This is a genomic window from Spiroplasma litorale, assembly GCF_001267155.1.
Classification (GTDB): domain Bacteria; phylum Bacillota_I; class Bacilli_A; order Mycoplasmatales; family Mycoplasmataceae; genus Spiroplasma_A; species Spiroplasma_A litorale.
In genome coordinates this window covers 569,135-589,127 of the sequence record NZ_CP012357.1, presented here as the reverse complement: position 1 = coordinate 589,127, position 19,993 = coordinate 569,135, and the positions used below count along the sequence as shown (strand labels likewise).

17 protein-coding genes and 1 pseudogene are annotated in these 19,993 nt (G+C 24.1%); 17 read left to right on the top strand and 1 reads right to left on the bottom strand.

Annotation, left to right across the window (positions count from 1 at the left end):
* The first annotated feature begins 8 nt into the window (after window positions 1-8).
* The 11 genes and pseudogenes from SLITO_RS02845 to SLITO_RS02795 all read left to right on the top strand — a co-directional run bounded on the left by SLITO_RS02845 (window position 9) and on the right by SLITO_RS02795 (window position 12,068).
* Entirely contained in the window at window positions 9-1,613 is a 1,605-nt protein-coding gene (locus SLITO_RS02845) for a PTS transporter subunit EIIB (RefSeq protein WP_075058275.1), read from the top strand.
* A 1-nt stretch (window position 1,614) separates the two neighbouring features.
* Window positions 1,615-3,066, top strand: coding sequence for a glycoside hydrolase family 32 protein (locus tag SLITO_RS02840; RefSeq protein WP_075058274.1), 1,452 nt, complete (start codon window positions 1,615-1,617; stop codon window positions 3,064-3,066).
* 667 nt (window positions 3,067-3,733) lie between these two features.
* Window positions 3,734-3,883: pseudogene (locus tag SLITO_RS06255) on the top strand (IS3 family transposase); the annotation flags it as partial.
* 58 nt (window positions 3,884-3,941) lie between these two features.
* On the top strand, window positions 3,942-4,208 hold the full coding sequence (locus tag SLITO_RS02830) for a DDE-type integrase/transposase/recombinase (protein WP_083433348.1): 267 nt from the start codon (window positions 3,942-3,944) through the stop codon (window positions 4,206-4,208).
* Window positions 4,209-4,617: 409 nt separating this feature from the next.
* On the top strand, window positions 4,618-6,297 hold the full coding sequence (locus SLITO_RS02825) for a glycoside hydrolase family 32 protein (RefSeq protein ID WP_075058272.1): 1,680 nt from the start codon (window positions 4,618-4,620) through the stop codon (window positions 6,295-6,297).
* A gap of 13 nt (window positions 6,298-6,310) precedes the next feature.
* Window positions 6,311-6,721 carry a glycoside hydrolase family protein gene (locus tag SLITO_RS02820; RefSeq protein WP_075058271.1) on the top strand — a complete coding sequence of 137 codons (411 nt, stop codon included), beginning with the start codon at window positions 6,311-6,313 and terminating at the stop codon, window positions 6,719-6,721.
* Window positions 6,681-7,913 carry a glycoside hydrolase family protein gene (locus SLITO_RS02815; protein WP_075058270.1) on the top strand — a complete coding sequence of 411 codons (1,233 nt, stop codon included), beginning with the start codon at window positions 6,681-6,683 and terminating at the stop codon, window positions 7,911-7,913. Before SLITO_RS02820 ends, SLITO_RS02815 begins: the two co-directional genes overlap by 41 nt.
* Before the next feature lie 19 nt (window positions 7,914-7,932).
* Window positions 7,933-9,507: a glycoside hydrolase family 32 protein gene (locus tag SLITO_RS02810; RefSeq protein ID WP_075058269.1), complete on the top strand. Its 1,575-nt coding sequence runs from the start codon at window positions 7,933-7,935 to the stop codon at window positions 9,505-9,507.
* A 77-nt stretch (window positions 9,508-9,584) separates the two neighbouring features.
* On the top strand, window positions 9,585-10,850 hold the full coding sequence (locus SLITO_RS02805; RefSeq protein ID WP_075058268.1) for a hypothetical protein: 1,266 nt from the start codon (window positions 9,585-9,587) through the stop codon (window positions 10,848-10,850).
* An 83-nt stretch (window positions 10,851-10,933) separates the two neighbouring features.
* Window positions 10,934-11,731, top strand: a complete 798-nt coding sequence (locus SLITO_RS02800) for a Pr6Pr family membrane protein (protein ID WP_075058267.1) — start codon at window positions 10,934-10,936, stop codon at window positions 11,729-11,731.
* 103 nt (window positions 11,732-11,834) lie between these two features.
* Window positions 11,835-12,068: a S1 RNA-binding domain-containing protein gene (locus SLITO_RS02795; RefSeq protein ID WP_075058266.1), complete on the top strand. Its 234-nt coding sequence runs from the start codon at window positions 11,835-11,837 to the stop codon at window positions 12,066-12,068.
* Between the two features lie 139 nt (window positions 12,069-12,207).
* Here the strand turns inward: SLITO_RS02795 and SLITO_RS02790 are convergent, their stop codons facing one another.
* A complete protein-coding gene (locus SLITO_RS02790; RefSeq protein WP_075058265.1) occupies window positions 12,208-13,212 on the bottom strand; it encodes an alpha/beta hydrolase in 1,005 nt (334 codons plus the stop codon).
* 115 nt (window positions 13,213-13,327) lie between these two features.
* Here SLITO_RS02790 and SLITO_RS02785 point away from each other — a divergent pair, with 115 nt between their 5' ends.
* The 6 genes from SLITO_RS02785 (at window position 13,328) to SLITO_RS02760 (ending at window position 19,967) form a co-directional block, all read left to right on the top strand.
* Window positions 13,328-13,792, top strand: a complete 465-nt coding sequence (locus SLITO_RS02785; RefSeq protein WP_075058264.1) for a dual specificity protein phosphatase family protein — start codon at window positions 13,328-13,330, stop codon at window positions 13,790-13,792.
* A gap of 140 nt (window positions 13,793-13,932) precedes the next feature.
* A complete protein-coding gene (locus SLITO_RS02780; RefSeq protein ID WP_075058263.1) occupies window positions 13,933-16,056 on the top strand; it encodes a lipoprotein in 2,124 nt (707 codons plus the stop codon).
* A gap of 202 nt (window positions 16,057-16,258) precedes the next feature.
* Complete coding sequence (locus SLITO_RS02775; protein ID WP_075058262.1) at window positions 16,259-18,403, top strand: lipoprotein; 2,145 nt, start codon at window positions 16,259-16,261, stop codon at window positions 18,401-18,403.
* A gap of 72 nt (window positions 18,404-18,475) precedes the next feature.
* Window positions 18,476-18,796 carry a hypothetical protein gene (locus SLITO_RS02770; RefSeq protein WP_075058261.1) on the top strand — a complete coding sequence of 107 codons (321 nt, stop codon included), beginning with the start codon at window positions 18,476-18,478 and terminating at the stop codon, window positions 18,794-18,796.
* A gap of 99 nt (window positions 18,797-18,895) precedes the next feature.
* On the top strand, window positions 18,896-19,420 hold the full coding sequence (locus SLITO_RS02765) for a hypothetical protein (protein WP_075058260.1): 525 nt from the start codon (window positions 18,896-18,898) through the stop codon (window positions 19,418-19,420).
* Entirely contained in the window at window positions 19,413-19,967 is a 555-nt protein-coding gene (locus tag SLITO_RS02760; protein ID WP_075058259.1) for a hypothetical protein, read from the top strand. Before SLITO_RS02765 ends, SLITO_RS02760 begins: the two co-directional genes overlap by 8 nt.
* The last annotated feature ends 26 nt before the right edge of the window (window positions 19,968-19,993 follow it).

The following is a 19,993-nucleotide window of genomic DNA, read 5'->3' as shown; positions in this document are numbered from 1 at the left end:
ATATATAAATGAAGATTTTTAGTAAAAAAAATATTGATAATGACATCATTTTAGTTGCTGATGCTTTAGGTAATGTTGAAAACATTAAGAATGTTAGTCATTGTGCTACTAGAATGAGAATAAAGGTTATTGATTTAAATAAAGTAGAAGTTGAAAAAATAAAGAATAATTCTCTAATAACTGGTGTCATTGTAAAAGATGACTTGGTTCAATTCGTTGTAAGAAATAATATCGAACATTTTAATAAAGATTTATTAAAATGTTTAGGGGTATCTTTAAAAAAAGTAGCTAATTTTTATGATGTTAAATTAACTACTAAAAAAGGTTTTTTCAAATCATTAACAGACGGAATAGGTATTTTAGTAATGCCTATAATACCTTATTTAATAACTTTATCAATTGTATCAACAATTGAAAATATTATAAATGGTATTGAAGTTAATGGTCAAGCAATAAAAGATACTGGCGAGTTTGCTTTAACATTAGGAAAAATTATGGCAACTCTTCAAAAATCCTTAGCTTTGTCTTTTAGTATATTAATCCCATGATCTATTTTTAAACTAATGAAGGGTAGTGAGGCAATAGGGATATCTATTGGTGTAGTTTTATGTGCTAAAGATATGACTTCAACAAATGATTTTATGGGTTCAGGAAAACCACTATTTGAATGAGGACATTCTGGTAGCGCTGGTGAGTGATCATATTCAAACTTATTAAGTGGATATCCATGAAAAATTTCATACGAAGGACAAATATTACCATTAGTTTTAATTGGTTTTATAGCTGTTTATCTAGAAAGATTGGTTAGAAAAATTAAATGAGGTGTTGTAAAAGAAATCTTTGGTATTCCAATGGTTGTGCTAGTTTCATTCTTTGTAGCTCAACTTCTTATTGCACCAATTGGTATGATGATTACTTATGGAATGAATATAGCAGTATTATGAGCAACTACACATGAAATTGCGAAATTTATATTTAATCCATTATTTGCAATTATGCTACCTTGACTAGTTGTGACGGGATTTATACAAATATTTGTTGTAGTAGCTTTACAACAATTCATGACTTATAATGCAACTTCAATAAACCCAATGTTCACTCAATTAAATGTTTCAGTTGCTACAAGCGTACTTGCTTTTTCAATATTAAACAAAAAAAATAAAGAACTACAAAAAACAGCAGTTCCTTCATATCTAATAGCCTTTGTGGGAGGATCAACTGAACCTGCATTATTTGGTGTAGCACTAAGATTTTTATTCCCAGTAATAGCTGTAAGTATTGGTACGACAGCAGGAGTAATTATAACAACTGCATCTGGGGTTCTTACAACAATGGGACCATGTTCATTACTTGTTTTCTTAACAATAATTCCGCAAGCTTCAAGAATTTCTGAGTTTAATATGTCAACATGAGCTGGAACAGGGTTTTTATGAATGGCAATAGCCTTAGTCGTAACAATTGGTACTACTTTCATTGCAACAATTCTTTTATCAAGAGTAAGTTACTTTAAAAAAATGACAAACTCTATTTTAGAAAGAGATTTTGCTCCAATTCCAGTTATCGACTCAGTAAAAAAACAAGAAAATATCAAAACCATTAAAAAAGGAGAATAAAATGAAAAGAATTAAAGATATACAATGAAAAAAATATAATGAAATTGATAATAAATATTATGAAGAAGCAAACAAACTTGTTAAAGAAGATGTGTTCTATAGACCTACATATCATATAGCTTCACCAAATGGGTTAGTAAATGACCCTAATGGGTTGTTATTTAAGGATGGAATACATCATATTCATTATCAATGATCACCAGTTGAACCATATCATGGTTTTAAACATTGAAGATATGTTAAGACAAAAGACTTTGTAAATTATGAGGATAAAGGTGTTTCAGTAGTTCCAGATCACGAAAAAGAAGCATTCGGTTCATTTTCAGGAAGTGCATATGATTTTGGTGACACCGTTAAAATATATTACACTGGAAATATGGAAGATGGAAAAGGTAATATGACTGAAGAAATTCAGTTGGTTGCAGATTTTGAAAATGAAAAAATAATTAATAAAAGAGTAGCTGTTGACTGAGATGGCGACAAATTTACTCCACATGCTAGAGATCCTAAAATTTTTGAACATAATAATAAAAAATATATGATATTTGGTGTAAGAACAAAAGAAGATGACTTAGGTGGTTTAGCAGTTTATGAAATGAATGATTATGATGATTTTACTTTCAAAACAATCTTAAAACCAAGTATTAAAGGGAATACTTATGGATATATGTGAGAATGTCCAAATTTAGATAAAATAAATGATAAATATTTATTCTTTATTTCAGCAGAAGGTTATTTTAATGAAAAAGATAAATATGAGTTAAATAGTTCAAGAAATGTAGTATATACAATAATCGATAAAATTGATTTTGATGGAAATCAATTAAATGAGAAATTTGCAATGAAAAACATGGATTATGGTTATGACTTTTATGCTCCACAAACATATTGAGCAAACAATAAATTATTAAATATCGGATGATTTGGAGTTTGTGATGTTCAGTATCCTACAGACGAATATTCATGACACTCAATGCTTACAATTCCTAGAGAAATGTCAATTGAAAATGATGAACTAGTACAAAAACCGTATTTAGAATTTGTAAATAATGTGTTAAAAGATAAAAAAATAGTTAAAACTAACAATATAAACATTAATAAAAATAAACATTTAAAATTTACTTTAAATGGAAATATAGATTTTAAAATTTTAAATGATAATAATGAATATTTAGAAGTTAAATTTACTGATGATGAAATAATTATGGATAGATCTAATCAAACTTCACAAGTTGACTGAGATTTTGAAACAACAAGATATGCAAAAAGAAAAATCAAAAATAAACCTCAAATAGTTGAAATATTTATTGATTCATCTTCAATCGAACTATTTGCCGATGATTATAAAACAGTATTTACTTCAAGATTTTTTGTAAAAAACTTTAATAGAATTGAATTTTCATGTGATCAAGAATTTGAAGTTTCTAATATAAGTCCAATAATTTATAAGTAAATGAAAAATTCTTTTAAAAAAGGAGTAAAAAAAACCAGTTATTTCGCTTGAATATAATCCTTTATGTATAGAGTTAGAATAAAAAAATCTAATATAATCTATACATAGAGGATTTTTTATATGGCAAATTTAAAAGGAAATAAATCAAATATAGTGTCTTTTGAAAAGAAATTAGAAATAGCAAAAGATTGATCTAAAAATCAACCATCATGAAAAAAATAGCTAAAAAATATGATGTATCTTATTCCGCTGCAAGAAAATGAGCGCTTGGTTATGAAGAGTATGGTGAGGATTACTTAAAGAAAATATCAACGAGAGTTGGGTAAAGTTGTGGCATAAGTAGAGTAAATAATGAATTAAGAGGTAATCTGTTAAGAAAAGAACTTCAGGAACTAAAGAAAAAAAATAAACTTTTAGAAATGGAGAATGAAATCCTAAAAAAGTTCAATCAATCCCTGGATAATTTAGAAAAATACAAGAGTTAAAATATTTATACATTGAAAATAATAAAAAATATTGATCAATTAAGTTTTTATGTTATGCGCTCCAAACAACTCAAGCAAGTTATTATAGATGAGTAAAAAAAAGGAAACCTAAATTTAATTACAAATTTGATAATAATTTAACTAATAAAATCAAAGATATATTTAAATAGCACAATGAAACTTATGGATATCCAAGAATTAGAATAAATTTAAAAAGAAATTATAACTGTATAGCGTCAAATAAATTAGTATACAAATATATGAAACTATTGGGTATTAAATCAAAAATAAGATTAAAAAGAAAATTAAAAACCAAAAGAAATCAAAGTTAAAAATAAATCAATACCTAATATTGTAAATAGACAATAAAAAAAATATGATAAAGGCGAATTATTTGTAACGGATGTTACTTATTTACCTTATGCTAATAAAAAGTTTGCATATTTAAGTATTATGAAAGATGTAAAAACAGGTTTTATAGTTGGTTATGACATTTCGATTAGAAATGATAATAAAATATACATAAACACTTTAAAAATGGCTAAAAATTATTTCATCAAAAACAAAAATCTTATAATACATTCAGATAATGGTTTTCAATACACATCAAATTATAGTAAAGAATTTTGTAAAAAAATAATATTCAAATTTCACTAAGTAACCCTGGATGTTCTCTTGATAATGCTGCTTGTGAAACATTCTTTTCTTCTATAAAAACAGAGTGATATACTGGTAAATATAAAAATTTTGAATCAGTTTATAATACTGTTGTAGATTATTTGTATTATTATAATTTTAATAAAGTGATGGTTAAAAATGAGGCACACCGTGAGAGGTTTGAAACTCAATTTAGAATAAAAAAACATATTCTATACTTGACAGAATATGTTTACCAGTTATTTCGCTGGTTATTTTTTATTTAAATGAAGACCTAATAAATATTATAAGAAATGTAGATAATATATTTTTACTTTATATAAATTATGTAAGTAAAAATAATTTTTTTTAAATATACTATTTATTTATTATTTTATATATCTATAATTTACTATAGAGGGGATTAAAAATGAAAAAAGTATTAAGTATATTATCTTTAATATGCCTTAGTGGTAATGTTTTATTATCTTCAATTTCTTGTACAAATAATAACACAAGCAATAAAGAAGATGCAAACAAGGAAGTTGAAAATCTAACAAAAATAAATTTAATTAATGGTTCTAGGTTAACAAGTCCAAACTATAATGAAAGATATTACAATAAATTTCATGTTGATACGCCAGATAAAAAAGGAATGTTAAACGATATGCAAGGTGCATGATTTGATGGTACTTACTGACATTTGTACTTCTTATACAATAGCGAAGCTAATTATAATGAAAACGGAGAACAAATAGGTAAAAATGGTACTGAATGGTTTCATATGCAAACAAAGGACTTTGTAAATTATGAATATAAAGGGTTAGCTGTAAAAAAATGAAATAGTAAAGGTTGAGGCGATGCCGCTGGTGGAACATTATTCATTGACAAAGATGGAGATTTTAATGTTAAAAATCTTAAAAATGGTAGAGTTTCGATTTCTACAGGTTATGGTGGTGAAAAAGGGCAAAATATATTAGCATATTATTCTAACCCTGGAGAAAATGGGGAAGGTAATGATTTTGGATATAATTTTAATCCATTAAATGATAGTGAGCCAATATTAAAAAATAACCAACCTGAAGGAACATATCCAGATTTTCGAGATCCACATTTTTTTAAAAAAGATGGCAAATTTATTATGTATGTTTCACAACTAGATAAATTTGGTGTATATGTTTCTGAAAATCCTTTAAAAGGTTATGAACATAAAGGTGATTATTACGCAAAGCACGCAATGGTTGAATGTGCAAATTTATTTGAATTAAATGTCAATGGAGATAAAAACTCAAAAAAATATATTATGATTTATGGAGGAAATGGTAATAATGATAATGGTCAACCTGAATTTATTGATAATTTGGGTACTGGAACTTATTATTCTATAGGTCACTTAAATGAAAATTTTGTATTTGTTGAAGAACAAGGACCTAAGAGACTTGATTTTGGTGCAGATTTTTATGCAGCAAAGTTTTTTGAAGATACCAAAGAGAATGATGATGACTTAGGAAAGTATTTAATTGGTACTGGTTGAATGAGTAGTTGGGATTATAACAGGATAGTTCCTAATACTGGATACTGAGGAAACATGTCTTTGGCTAGAAAGATATTATTAGTTAAAAATGATGAAGGAATTTATTCTTTGAAACAATCATTTATTGACAATGAAAATTTAGAATCATCATCATATGGAAATGAAAGTTTTTTTGTTGATAGAACCTTAAAAGGTGGTAGTTATAAACTGGATTTAGAGTTTAAAAACACTGATAAATCAAAAGGAATTATTAACTTAGTTTTTAATGACGAAACATATAAAAATACTTTAAAATTAGATTTTAATGATAATCAAATATCAACATATCGAAGTTCACTTGATGAAACAATTAAAAACAATAATGGATTTATTCAAAAAAGAAAATACAGTGCAAATATTAACAAACTTAATAAAGCAAAAATTTCATTATATGTTGATACAACTTCAATCGAAGCTATAATGCCAGATGGTTCTACTATATCTTTAGTAAAGTTTCCAGATGGTAAGTCTGTTGAAAAATTAACATTAGAATCATCTACAAAAATAAGTTTTAATTACGATTATTATCAATATTAAATAGGGGATATATATGAAAAAAACAATATTTATGGGATTATTATTTTCAATTTTATCAATTTTTATTTCATCTATGAGTTTGGCTTTTAAACAAAGTTTTTCAAAACCACATACAAGTTATTCTTTACCAGAAATAAATAATGAAAAATTTACAAATAAATTCCACGTACAAAACCCAACCACTGGGATGATGAATGATATTCAGGGTGGATTTTATAGAGATGGAAAATGGCATGTTTACTTTTTACAAAATGCAGATGGCATTTTTGATTCATCTGGTGCTAATCATGGTAAATTTGGTTCTGTTTGATATCATGTCACTACAATAGATTGAATAAACTGAAATTACGAAGGACCTGCTGTACCAAAATTTACAACAAAGTATGGTGATCAAGCATCAGGAACTTTTTTTTGAAGATGTTAATGATGATTTTGGTTATGGTAATGAAGCGATTATTGCAGTTACAACCTCATACAGTGATGAAGGCCAAAATATAATGATGTCTTACTCAATTGATGGAGGATATAATTTTTTACCAGTAAAAGAAGAACCAATTTTATGAAATCCACATAAAGAAACAAACGAAAATTTTAGAGATCCATATTTTTTTAAAAAAGATAATAAATTTATTATGTATATTGCAGAAGAAAATGAATTTGGAGTATATGTATCTAATAACCCAATAAGCGGATATGAAAAAACAGGATCTTTCAAAGCTCAACACCCAATGTTAGAATGTCCAAATATATTTCAAATGAACGTAGAATATGAAGAAAAAGTTGAAAAAAAATGAGTTGCACTGTATGGTGGTAATGGCGGTTGAGGTGAAAATAAAGATGATCTTTCTTCAGGTACTTATTATGTAGTTGGAGATTTAGATGAAAAAACATATGTCTTTAAACCAGATAGTGATAAAAGCTACAAAAGATTAGATTTTGGACCCGATTATTATGCTGCAAAATTTATGACAAAAAGTCCTTATAATACAAATATTGATAGTTTAATTACAACTGGTTGAGTAAGTAATTGAAGTTATAATTATTCTATACCAAATGATGGAAGACTTGGAAATATGTCTTTGGCAAGAGAAATAAAATTAACAAAAGAAACTAATTCAACTGGTTTTGAATATATTATGAAATCTGATTATATAGGGTTTAATAACTTTAAACCTGAAAGTGAAGGAAAATATTTAAGTGATTCTAATTTAATTAAATCAAACAATTTAATAGGTAAATATTATAAAGCTGATTTTTCTTGAAATAATATCGGCAACAATGAAGTTAATTTAATTATTGGTGATAATCAATATTCAATTAAGGTTAATTTAGATTATACTAATAATAAAATAAAAGTAAAAAGAGATATTAAAGTTGATTTTAACTATGGAAAAGAAGAATTTACAAAGGAAAGAATTTATAATTCTAATTTAAAAGCTCTTAAAAAATCTTCAAATTTAGAAATATATATCGATAAAACAATTGTAGAGTTCAAATTTACGGATAATTCAACATTTACAATGCTAAAATTTGTTGATTCAAAATCATTCGAAGATATAAAATTATCTACAAAAGCAAGTAATTTAAGATATAGTTATTATCAAATAAAAAAATAAATTTTTAAAGGAAATAGCGATGAGTAAATTTAGATGAATAATAACTGCATTTGCACTAATATACCTATCTGCTGGGGCATATTTTTTTGCTACTCTATCTTCGTATAGTAATTATCAAAAAAGTTTCCAAGAAAGATTTAGCAATAAATTTCATGTTCAAATGCAAGAAACTGGATTGATGAATGATATTTTAGGCGGATTTTATAGAGATGGTTATTGGCACGTATATTATTTATATAATAATGAAGCAGTATTTGATGATGATGGGACTAATCATGGTAAATGGGGTTCTACCATGTATCATGTAACTACTAAAGATTGAATTCATTGAAATTATATCGGGATTGCAGCTGATAAAGATTTAACATATTATAATGACATTTCATCTGGCACAGTTTTTGAAGATAAAAATAATTTTTTTAAATATGGTGAAGGAACAATTATAGCAATGGTTTCATCTTTCGCAAGAAATGAACAAAATATAATGGGTTATTATTCAATTGATGGAGGATATAATTTTATACCAATTAAAGATACTCCAATAATAAATAGGAAACAAGAATATGATAACCCAGGAGACTTTAGAGATCCATTCTTCTTTAAAATGGATGGAAAATATGTTATGTATTTAGCACAAAATGATAATTTTGGTGTTTGAGTAGCTGATGAACCAACTGGTGAATACTTTAAAACCGGAAAATACTATGCTAAACATCCAATGTTAGAATGTCCAAATATATTTCAAATGAATGTAAAAAATTCAAACAAAAAGAAGTTTGTTTTATTTTATGGTGGTAATGGCGGTTGAGGTCAAGATTCAGATAATTTATATACTGGTACTTACTATGTGGTTGGGGAAATTGATAACAACTATGTTTTTATTCCAGATGAAAATCAAGAAACAAAGAGATTTGATTTTGGACCTGATTATTATGCTGCAAAATATATGTTAAACCAGCAATCAAATTTGAATGTTGATAAATTGATTTCAACAGCGTGATTAGGAAGTTGAAGTTATATATATCAACTACCAGATGATGGCAGAATTGGTTCAATGTCAGTTGCGAGAGAAGTTTCATTAGAAAATACAGGCACAGAAAACAAACCAAATTACACAATAAATTCTGATTTTTTAGGTTTTGAAAATACTTTAAAAACAAAAAAAGTTGAGCTAATTAATAAAAATAGTTTTACTGAAATTGGTGGAATTTTTAAAATGGTAATAAACTTGAATAATTTAAATAATTTTAATAGTAATATAAACTTTGAGTTAAATGCTAATTCATATAACGCAAAAATAAAACTTGATTTTACAAATAATAAAATATCAGTAAAAAGAAGCTCTACATACAAAAACTTAAAAAATAATGAAGGGTTTTCAAATATTAGAGAGTATTACGCTGATTTGAAAAATTTTAAAAATAATAGCATAGAAATATTATTAGACAAAACAACTTTAGAAATGAAGTTCCCAGATGGATCAACTTTTACAATGCTAAAGTTTTTAGAAGAAAACGATAATGAAATACTAACTTTTAAAACAGACGATAATTTAAAAATTAATTATGATTATTATGATTTATCAACCATTTAAATATTTTTAAATGAATTAAAATAGTTATTAAATTTTTCTATTAGATATATATAATATAATTATTTAGAGGAAGAAATATGAAAAAAATAATATATGAAATTGTTTTCATTACAATAATGACTTTTTTATACTATATTTATAGTTCTTGAATAGATTATCTTTATGATAAAAGTAAAGTTCAAACTACTTTGTATCAAATCTTTAGTCCATTTAAGTTATTGATTTTAGGGTCCATTTTTACTATTGTATATGGTGCAATTAAAACAATTCTTTTTTTTAATATTAAAAACTTAAAAGATTATAAAAAAAATTTGAGAAATAATATTTTGTTCGAATACGATAATGTAATTAAATATTTATCTGTTTTGAAAGAAAATATAAAAGATCAAAAAATTGATAAAATTAAACATAACATAAAAGATTATAGTTCGATTAAATATAGACCGGTTTATTTAAACCTATTAATAGACGAATTAGCTTCAAGAATTTTAAGTAATCATGATTTTAGTGACCTTTATCAATCTTGTTCCTTAGTCATGGAAAACATTAATGAAACTTATAAAAAAGAAAAAGATAAGTTGATGCACCTAAAAACAGAAAATATGTTTGATTTAAAAAGAGTGAATGAATATTACAATAAAAATAGCTGATTTGTAATAAGTTTTTATTTATCATTACATAATAAAGATGTACATTCACATGAATATGAAGTTAACAAATGAAAAATTACAAGTTTATATATTTCAAGATTTTCTTACTTTTTGTACCCAGCTTTTATTATTTCTTTAATTTTATATGGTGCAGTAGGGGGGATGCTTTATGGAATAGGGGTTGACCTTAATAAGTTTTTTTATGGATCATTTTCTCTTTGTGTTTTCTTGATTTCTAGTCTATTGTTTATTTTTAATCTTATATATAATCGAAAAAAGCATAGTATAAAAATATTTTGAGGACATTTATTTGTTTATTTAATGTTCATTTGTTTTATTTTTATAGATATCTTTTTAAATATAATATTATCTCCAATAATGAAGAGTTCAAGTGATTGATACGAATCTGAATTAATAACTTTTTTATGTTATATTGTGTATATTGTTTTATCAACAATGTTACTAAGTTATATTTTTACTAGCATACTTGAAGTATTTGAATACAAATCATTTAATGTATTTAATATAATCCTAAACATAGCATTACCAATAATAATTTTTATTGAATCATCAGTTTTAAACTATTTATCTGTTCATAACGAAGAAACAAATAAACTTTATTTAATTAATTTTATAATTATTTTTACATATTGAATTTTTTCATTAATAACAAGTAAGTTTATATCTAAATAATATTATATTTATTTATAATTTATAAAAAGTTTTTAAATGATTTTAATATAGAATTATCATTAAAAGGAGATATTAATAAATATATGAAATATATAAATTTAAAAAATTTTAAAATTACTTATAAATACTTTTTTGCAATATTATCTTGCATTTCTATATATACATATTATTTTTATAAACTATTTTCAGGACATGGTCTAGATACTTATAATAATAACTATGAAATATATACTTTAGATTATTTTTCAACATTTACACTTATTTCTAACATACTTTGCCAAATTTGGCTACTATGAGCAGCTATAACACCAAAAAAGGAAGGTAATTCTAAGTTTACAAGTCGTAAAAAGTTTGTATTTTTAAGTCATACTACAGCACTTACTTTTTCGGTTATGATTACAATAACTTTTATTGTTTATAACTTTATACTTGTTCCAATAGATACTGGTTTTCCAACTCATTCTTATGATGCTTTTGCAACTATTGTAAATCACATTATTACTCCAATTGCATTTGTGGTATATTTTTTATTTTTGATGGACAATAAGCGCGAAATTGATTTAAACCGATTTTTTACAAGAAAATTTTGAATACAATTTACAATTTTAATATCATATTGTATTATTTCACTAATAAAAGGGGAATTAAGATATAGATCTGATTCACAACTATACAATACACCGTCAGGAAAAAACACATGATATCCGTATTTTTTCTTAAATTTACATAACGCAAACGGTCCATTGGGTATACCAGGATATGGTTGATTTATCATTGCATTTATTTTAATTATTGGTGTTATGATAGGATTCACTTATCTATATAACTTTATAAACAATTGCATTATTAAAACCAAATACTATAAAAAATATATAGGTTAGTAAAATTGGTTTAAAAGTATTTTATATTTAAAAAAAATATTTTTAAATTCTATTTATTTTTTAATAAAAAAAATGTATAGTTATAGGGAAGGAGAATTATTAAATGAACAAAGTTGTAAAAGTAACTATTACAAAAACCGTTAATTTCGGTGCATTTTGTGACGCTGACATTGATGGAACAATTTACAAAGGTTTAATCCATATTTCTGAGATTGCAGATAAATATGTTTCTGACGTAAATGAATTTGTTTCAGTTGGTCAAACTGTTGACGGATACGTTATTTCAGTTGATGAATCAAACAAACAAGCAAAAATCTCATTAAAAAGAGTAAACTAAAAAAATTATAAATAAAATTTCATTTGTATAATAGTTACATTTATATCTTTATTATTTGTACTTCTATTAGCTTGAAAATTATAATTGAATATATAGTTTATAAACTATAAATAAAAAACTAAGTATAAAACTTAGTTTTTTATTTATTTGATTTTACAAAATTTGTTGTATCTTCTCGATATTTATTAATATCTTTTCATAAAGATCCAGAATGCTTTGCTTTATCAAAAATTTCAATTTTACTTATTTTTTCTTTTTCGATTGAAGATTTTATATAATATAGGACTATAGAGTTATCATATAAAACAAAATCATCTTCTTTACCATGAATATACAATATCTTTAAATCATTTATATCATCATTTTTGACCAAAAGATTTACATCCTTTAGATTAACATCAGTATATTTTTTAAAATTTTTATTAATATTAAATGACATTAATCATCAAGGTAATTTTAGTGCTCTTTTCAAGAAATATCTAATTTGAGGTATAACTTCACTAAATGCACAGTCTGCAATTATTCAATTAACCTTGTTATTTTTATAATATTTATTTGCAAAAAGTAAAGAAGTACTTGCTCCCATACTTACACCAAATACACCAATTTCTTCAACTTCAAAGCATAATTTAGTTCATTTAATAACTTCATCTAATACTTTTGCATTTGTATATCCAAAATCAGATTTAGTCCCATATGTTTTACCATGGGCATAAGCATCAAATGTTATTATATTATAACCTTGACTATAAAAATGAAAGATATTTCGTAATGCATAATACTTATTACGTTTAAATCCATGAAGTCCAACAATTCATTTATTACTTTTGTTATTTCTAACCATAAGCGCACTAATTTGATTTGATGTGTAACCAATGTTAAACTCTTTTATTTGATCTTTTCTAATATCAAAATCTTTAACTGAGTGTTTATCTAATTCATAAAGCAACTCTTCATAAGTGTTAATTTCGATTTTATTGTTAATAAATCCACTTCTTTTATAGTTAAATAAATAAAATCTGAATATTTTAGAGCATATTCAACTAAAAAATATAACAACAGGGAAGAGTAAAATTACAAAAGTAATATTGAATCAATTATAATGATATTTTTTAAGCTTTTTTAAATGTTTTTTATATTCCATAATTTTACCTCCTTTTTATAATTCTATTGTAAAATAAAATTATAAAAAAATAAACACCTAAGTGTTATATATAAAACGTTTTAATTATAATAAAACATTTTATTTAAGGAGAAATATGTCAAAACAAATTATAAATAATTTAATTTTAGGTGATATGCATAGCATTGACAAGAAATCGGAAATAATAATATCTTGTGCCCAAGAAATTTATGATGATATGATAAATTCATCAAATGTAATTGAAATTAGCGAAAACAAATTAAAATCAAAAATTGATGAACGTTTTTACTATAATTTTGAAGATTTTCCAAATTCAGGTAGTTTAGATAAGAAGTTAATTAAAGATGTTTTGCTTGAAATAGATAAAAACATAGGCTCTAAAAAGATATATATTCATTGTTTATGAGGTGTTAATAGAAGCGCTAGTTTAGTATTTATTTATTTAGTTTGAAAAAAATACTTATCTAATAAAAGTTTTGAAGATGCAATAAATAACTTTAAAAAAATATATCCAAAACATAGTCCCAATCTTGGATGAAAAGACTTTTTGATTAAAAATTTTCCATATGATAATTTATAAAAACATTTTTATTAAATTAAAAATAATTTTATAAATTAATTTGTTAATATAAACTATTAAATAAAGAGTTTTTGGTGACGCTTTAATTTGCTTTATATTAGAATTTACTCTATAAACAATAATGATAGAGGAAAATTTAAATGAAAAAATTAATAAGCGTATTAGGAGCAATATCTTTAGTTGCTTCAAGTTCTTCATATGCAGTTGCATGTGGCGGAAACGAATCATCAAACAATAACGAAAACAATACAAATAATAATGCAGAAGCAGTTGCTTTATCACAATATGCAAAAGCATTGTATGTAAATCAAAATTCACTATTAGATTTGGGTGCAGGTGATACCACAGACCACTATAGTTCAAGTGATTATTTTAATTTATTAGGTAATAAAAAAATTAAGGACTTGAATTTCAAAGAAGATATTTCTGGTGAATTTAAAAAGGATAGTAGTGATTACTTTAAAGACGCAGTTGCAAAATTATTTGGTTCAGAAAATACATTGGCTGATAGCAAAACCGAGATTGGTGAAAACATCTATAAGGATGAGGTTTTAAACTCAAAAGAATCAGTTCCTTCAATATTATCAACAATTAATACTTATATACCTATTATTCTTAATGGTTTATCAAGTCCAGAACAATTAAATGGATTACTTGCAACTTTATATGGTTTTCAAGGAGCAATATATGACTTTAAAGATACACTAGAAGGCGCAATAAATTCATTAACTGAAAATGATAATAAAGTATTGAAAGACTTTGAAAACGCATTTAAATATGATGCAAATACTGAAAAAACATATGTTGACGCAGTTAGAAATAGTATGGTTGATTTTGCAAATTCAATGAACGGATTAGCTGGTAAAGAAAGTGTTTCAACATTTAATGATGCATCAAAATCTATTGCTAATTTAATAAAAGGTTTAATCGATGGTAAAACATCACTAAAGTTTGAAATGACTTCAATCAAATACTTGCCAGGTATAATTAAATTTGTTAGAGTTTTATTACTATATATTGATAGTTATTCAGAAGATCAACTTACAAAAAGTGTTATTGATAAAGAAGTAATTTTAACAAATAAAACAAAAAGTGTTGGTAAAAATGAATTCGACTCAAAAAAATGAGTTGGTTTATTAAAAAAATTAGTTGATGATAAAAACGGGGAAGGATTAACAATATTTAAAAACTTATTAAATATTTTATTCTTAACACATGATAACACTAATTATGATGGTGATGACGAAGTTGATATTGTAGGAACTGAAAACGAGAGCGGAGAATATGTATCATATTCATCAGATACTGAAATTTATGGAAGATTAATTGGTGACCTTGGAGTAGTCTTGTTAGGCGAAGAAACATTAACAATAAATTATTCTGGAATGGAAATAAAAATTTATATTTCCAATCTATTAAAATCACTTATAAATCTAGGGTTAGATTATGAAAGTGGTGGATCTTTAACAATGATATTTGGTGCAATTCCTAACTTCATAAATGAACTACCTGATTTTCTTAAAACACTTGTAAACAAGATAACAGACAATGGTAAAAATAATGATGAATGATCAAAACTTGCCGATGCATGAATTGATTATTTATGAAAAGATCCAAATAACAAATTAGGTTTCAGCATAATTGATATTATTCAAAATGTAAAAATTAATGACATTCCAAATAAATTGGGAAGTGTTTTTCCAATGAGTATATCAAATATAAGTGAAATAAAGTCAAACGGTTCATTTGATAATACTAAGTCATATATTATGCCTTATTTAGGCAGCAAAACAATAAAAGAAATTGTTTATGATATCGATAAACATATATCTCCTTTAGATATAGCTCCTATTAAATTTGATACATTATCTAGTTTATTTAATAAACTATATTCATCTGATCATAATTTAAAAAACGCTTCAAGTAACTACAAAGAACTACTTAAAGGACTTGGTTTAAATAGTGACGGAAGTACAGTATCTGGTTCACCAATGGAAGTATTTAAAAACTTTTTAAATGAAAACGCTAAATTACTTACTGGTGTTATTAATTTATTAAAAGACTTTGTTGATGAAATGCAAAATAGTCTTAACAAAATAAGTGATAGTTATGTTAATTTACAAAAAGATATAAACGTTTCAATTAAAGTTGAATCAAATACAGTATTTGAATATACAACTCAATATAAAGATAAAGTGAAAAATACTTTTAAAATCGAAATAGAAACATCAAATAATAAAATTCACATTAAATCAATAAACTAAAAACAATTTAATTGACAATTTCAAATTGTTTTTTTTTTTTTTTTTATAAAAATAATTAAAAACATTTTTTTAAATATAAATTATTTTTAATATAAAAATAATTTATATGACTAGTATATTATTACTTTATATCCAATAACTTAATTTGCTTAGTTTTATAGTTTAATTTATAAATATAACTATAAGAGGAGAGAAAGTTATAATGAAAAAATTATTAAGTTTTTTGGGAGCAGTTTCAATAATTGCTTCAAGTTCTTCATATGCAGTTGCATGTGGAGATAAAGCGAGCGAAAGTGAAAACACGCCAAATACAAATAGTCCAGATTTATCAAAATCAGAATCTGTTGCTTTATCACAATATGCAAAATCACTATATGTAAATCAGAATTCGCTATTAGATTTAGGTGCAGGTGATACCACAGACCACTATAGTTCAAGTGATTACTTTAATTTATTAAACAATAAAAAAATTAAAGATTTAAACTTTAGCGAAGATATTTCTGAGGATTTCAAAAAAGATAGTAGTGATTACTTTAAAGATGCAGTTGCAAAATTATTCGGTTCAGAAAATACATTGGCTGATAGCAAAACTGAGATTGGTGAAAACATCTACAAGGATGAGGTTTTAAACTCAAAAGAATCAGTTCCTTCAATATTATCAACAATTAATACTTATATACCTATTATTCTTAATGGTTTATCAAGTCCAGAACAATTAAATGGATTACTTGCAACTTTATATGGTTTTCAAGGAGCAATATATGACTTTAAAGATACACTAGAAGGCGCAATAAATTCATTAACTGAAAATGATAATAAAGTATTGAAAGACTTTGAAAACGCATTTAAATATGATGCAAATACTGAAAAAACATATGTTGACGCAGTTAGAAATAGTATGGTTGATTTTGCAAATTCAATGAACGGATTAGCTGGTAAAGAAAGTGTTTCAACATTTAATGATGCATCAAAATCTATTGCTAATTTAATAAAAGGTTTAATCGATGGTAAAACATCACTAAAATTTGAAATGAGTTCAATTAAATACTTACCAGGTATAATAAAATTTGTTAGAGTTTTATTACTGTATATTGATAGTTATTCAGAAGATCAACTTACAAAAAGTGTTATTGATAAAAAAGATATTTTAGCAAACAAAACCAAAAGTGTTGGTAAAAATGAATTTGACTCAAAAAAATGAGTTGGTTTATTAAAAAAAATGGTTGATGATAAAAATGGGGAAGGATTAATAATATTTAAAAACTTATTAAATATTTTATTCTTAACTCATGATACTGATAAAGGAGAATCAAACAACGAAGTTGATATACAAGGAGTAGAAAATCCAAAAACTAAAGAAAAGGTTGAATATTCATCAGATACTGAAATCTATGGAAGATTAATTGGTGATCTTGGAGTAGTCTTATTAGGCAATGAAACAATTGAATTTAACGCTCCATTAATTGGTAAAATAAAATTATATGTAAGTAATCTACTTAAAAGTCTTATAAATAAAGGTCTTGGATATTCTAGTGGTGGTACAATATTTGAAATTGCAATTCCATTACTTCCAAATTTTGCAGATAATCTACCTGATTTAATAAAAGGTCTCGTTAATAAAATTACTGATAATGGTAAAAATAATGATGAATGAAAAATATTTACTAAAGATTTTATAGGTTATTTATGGAATGATCCAAATAAAAAACTTGGAGTAAGCATACTTGATATTATTCAAAATACAAAAATAACTGATATTCCAAGCAAATTAGGAAGTATTTTTCCAATAAGTATATCAAATATAAGCGAAGTAAAAGCAAATGGCTCATTTGATAGCACTAAATCATATCTATTACCATATTTAGGTAGCAAAACAATAAAAGAAATTGTGTATGATATTGATAAACATATATCTCCTTTAGATATAGCTCCTATTAAATTTGATACATTATCTAGTTTATTTAATAAACTTTATTCATCTGATCATAATTTAAAAAACGCTTCAAGTAACTACAAAGAACTACTTAAAGGACTTGGTCTAAATAGTGACGGAAGTACAGTATCTGGTTCACCAATGGAAATATTTAAAAGCTTTTTAAATGAAAACGCTAAATTACTTACTGGTGTTATTAATTTATTAAAAGACTTTGTTGATGAAATGCAAAATAGTCTTAATAAAATAAGCGAGAGTTATATTAATTTACAAAAAGATATAAATGTTTCAATTAAAATGGAGTCAAATACAGTATTTGAATATACAACTCAATACAAAGATAAAGCAAAAAATACATTTAAAATAGAAATAGAAACAATAAATAATAAAATTCATATTAAATCAATTTCTTAATTATAAAATTTGACTATTTAATATAGTTGAATTTTATTTTTTATTTTAAAATATATTATAAGTGTAAAAAAAATGACAGAAAGTTCAAAAAATGTTTATAGCCCAACTGCTAATGCAGCATATGTTTTAATGGTAATAGCAACAGTTCTAACAAGTTGAATGATTATTACGATGGCATGAACTATACCAATAACTTTAGCAACAAAAAGATTAGTAAATAGTTACAAACCCGCACCTTTACTAGGTGTATGTTGTATATTATTTACATTCTTTTTAGGAGCAATTGCTGGAATATTGATAATTTGCAATAACGAAAATAGTTATCAAGAAATCAAATATATTACTCCAAATGTTAATGGTAAAACAACTCAAAAAGTTGAAGCTAATGCTTAAATTTATTTAACCTTTATTATATAAAGGTTTTTTTTAACTTTTAATTTATTTTTAAAATATATATTAAATAAAATATAATTATACTTATATGAGGTAAAAATGAAAACACAAGATATAGCAATTATTTTAATAATTTGTTTTTGATTAATGTCTTTAATTACTTCATTTTTTTTATACTTAAAATTTAAAGATAAATATAAAAAACTAAGAATTTTTTCAATAAATTCTAAAAAAAACCTAGAAACTACTATTAAAAATTTTAAGTTAGTGCCTGTTACAATTGAATTTGAATTACCAGAAGATGAGACATGCTACTATTTCAATAATAATCAAGGTTTATTAAAAACAAACAATAAAAAATTAAAAGAAATTTCAAAAAATATATATAAAACGAAACTATACATTACAAATAAAACAGTGTTATTTATTTTAGAAAACATTTACTTTAAATACAATATAGAATATGTAGATAATTTTTTTATAGATCAAGCATACATTAACAAACAATGATTTAGGTTAATTACTATGATTATACAAAAAACTAAATATACTTTAATAGATGAAACAAATATAATTTATTTAACGTTGAAAAATGTAATTAAGGAGAAAAATAAAAATGAATAATCAGTTTTTTAATACTACAGATATTATAATTGGCTTTATGTTTTTTTTATTAGCTTCTTCGATTCACTATTTTTTTGTAATTAATTACTATTTAAAAATTAGAAAGCTAAAATTATTTAAATCAGAAAAATATTACAAAAATAAAAAATTATCATTAATTTTTAATATATTTATTAATTATTTAAGTGATGTTTTATATATTTCAGTAATAATTTTTTTTACACTTTCAATTATATATATTAATAAAATATATTATTTATCACTAATTTTTACATTTATGTATTTAATTTTTAGTATTATTGCAATAAATAACATTATTTTAATTTTTATGTATTCTGAATCTGTGTATTTAATAATCTATGAAAACAATATTGTTACTTTAAATAATATAATAACAAAAAATAATATATTAAAAGTTGATAATGATGTAAAAAGAAAAAAATTACAAATATCTTTTTTAGATGATAACGAAGAAGTAATAATTAAACTTAAGTACACTTGAAAATTAAAAGACTTTTTCACAGAATTTATTGATTCACATAAATAAAATAATTAATTATAAGTGTTAAAATT